2 protein-coding genes are annotated in these 2,345 nt (G+C 64.3%); one reads left to right on the plus strand and one right to left on the minus strand.

Annotation, left to right across the window (positions count from 1 at the left end; all coding sequences use genetic code 11):
• On the plus strand, nucleotides 1-632 hold a 632-nt coding region (locus I5W_RS03295), incomplete at its 5' end, for a hypothetical protein (protein ID WP_044528172.1).
• On the opposite strand, the gene I5W_RS03300 is transcribed toward I5W_RS03295, so the two are convergent.
• Nucleotides 603-2,345 (minus strand): diguanylate cyclase domain-containing protein (locus I5W_RS03300; protein WP_252716872.1); only part of this gene is annotated, 1,743 nt, incomplete at its 5' end. The genes I5W_RS03295 and I5W_RS03300 overlap by 30 nt on opposite strands.

The raw sequence follows: 2,345 nt of genomic DNA on the forward strand, positions 1-2,345 counted from the left end.
GGGCCGAAGCCAGTTCCCGCGAGATGGGCCAGTCCGACAGCAACCGCGTGGCCACGCTGGCCATGCGGGCCAATCTGGATAGCCTTTATCTGTTGATGTCCAAGCTGTATCGGCGCAATCCGGCCGAATGGAAAAAGACCGCCGCCAGTCGCGAAGAGGCCGAAAAGAAGGTGCGCCAAGCCATCGAGCAGCGCCAGGCCTGGCCCGAGCTGCAAGGCAAGCGCGATATCCAGGCCATGACACTGGCCTTGTCGGCTGATTTCAAGGGGGATCGGGTGGCAGCCTTCATCGATGCCACTGCCGATATGATCATTGTCGCCCACGGCAACAAGATCGAATTCTTCCTGGTCGACGGGCTCGATGCTCAGCATCTCTACAATGCCGCGCGCAATGTGGAAATCGCGGCCTGGATCCTGGCCAGCCGCCATAGCCCGGCTGGCGTGCCGCTGCTGCTCTCCGATGAGATCGGCAGCGAAGCGCGCAACCTCAGTTTCGAACGCGAATTCGGCAAGATCGTAGGGCGCCTGGATCTGTTGGCCGAATTCATGACCGAGCGTTATCGCCGGGCCGGCATCAGCTATGTGCAGAACCTCTTGGGTGGTTCATTCCTGCAGTTCCTGCCGGTGCGCTGAAGCGTTGGGAGAACTGGTCGGGCGCGCCGGAGCGATCACGTAGCAGCCGCGCCCATTGCCCTTGGCCGCATACATGGCCTGGTCGGCAGCCTGCAGCAGGCTGTCGGCGTCGCAACTGCCATCGCACACCGCAATGCCTACCGAGACCCCCAACTGGTATTCGCCCTGGGCCAGGTACAGCGGTTCGGAGACCACCTTGATGCATTTCTCGGCCAGCACCTGGGCGCCATGCTCGTAGGGCTGGCCGAGGTCGGTGATGAGCAGCACGAATTCGTCACCGCCGACCCGCGCCAGCGTATCGCCGTGGCGCGCCACCTGGCGCAGGCGTTGCGTCACTTCCTGCAGCACCAGGTCGCCGGCCTTGTGGCCCAAGGTGTCGTTGATGGGCTTGAAGCCATCCAGGTCCAGGAACAATAGCGCCACTCCGGTGCGGGCGCGGCAAGCGTGAGTAAGGGCGGCTTCCATGCGTTCGGCCAGCATCATGCGGTTGGGCAGGCCGGTCAGCACGTCGTGGTGGGCCTGGTGCTGCAATTCGGCCTGGTGCAGTTTGAGTCGCGAGAGCAAACCATTGAAGGCCATGGTCAGATGTCCGACTTCGTCACGCCGCGCCACCGGCAGCGGAGAGAGCGGCAATTCGCCACGGGTCATGCGATCCGCCAGGGCGGCGGCGCGCCGCAGCGGGCGGAAGAACCACACGTAGGCCAGGAACAGGAACAGCACCACTGCCATGCCCTGGATGACGCCGCCGCGCCCGATCAGGGCGCGCGTGTGCTCCACTGTCGGGAGCGCCGCCGCCAGCGGCAGCGTCACCGCCACCAGCCAGTCGGTACCCGGTACCGAGGAAAAGGCCTGGATCTCGTTGACGCCATTGGCCGCCAGGCCCACGCCATTGCCACGGAAGCCTTGCACAGCCTGGTCCATCAACGGGTCTTGCCCGGTGGGGGCCAATTGGGTGTAGAGCAGGGCCGCATCGCTGGCGGCGATGATCGTTCTCTGGGCGGGGGCAATCAGCAGGAAGCTGCCGCTGGGCCCCAGCCGGGCGCGTTGCAGGTGATCGAGGAAGCCTGGAGCATTCAGTTCGGTACTGCCGCCCAGCACGCCCACCACCTTGCCGTTGGAATCGCGCAGTGGGGTCAGCACGGCGATGATGGGCTTGCCGCTGGCCGGGCTGGTCAGCGGCGGACAGATCACGGTGGCGCCTTGCAAGACCCGCTCATAGTCGCCGTAGCGGGTCAGCGAGAGCGTGCGCCGGCCATTGAGGGCTGGGTAGTCGACCACGATGACGCCATTGCCATCGGCCACGAACAGTCCCTGGCCGAACAGGGGTTGCAATAGCTGATGGTCCTGCAGCCAGTGTTGCAGCTGGGCGTGATCAGCCAGCACGGCGGGGGTGATGTGCCGGGCCAGGCCTTCCAGGTAGCGCACCCGCTCTTGCACGCGGTAGCCGATGTCGTCGGCCAGGTAGCTGGCGATGGTGCTTTGCTGGTCGGCCGCGACCTGGGCTTGCTCCTTTTCCAGGAAGCCGATCAGGATGTAATAGCGCATGACGGCACTGCCCACGATCAGCAGGATGCCGAACAGGACCAGGCGGGTCGCCAGGCTGCAATGGATGCGCTTGATGTTCATCGGGAATTTGATCTTGTTGTTCTTGCTGGGAGCGTATTCGCTGTCCACTCTTCCGCTGTCATTGCCGGAAGTCGCTCCAAGACAACA

This window comes from Herbaspirillum sp. B65, from assembly GCF_000333555.1.
Taxonomy (GTDB): domain Bacteria; phylum Pseudomonadota; class Gammaproteobacteria; order Burkholderiales; family Burkholderiaceae_D; genus Herbaspirillum; species Herbaspirillum rubrisubalbicans.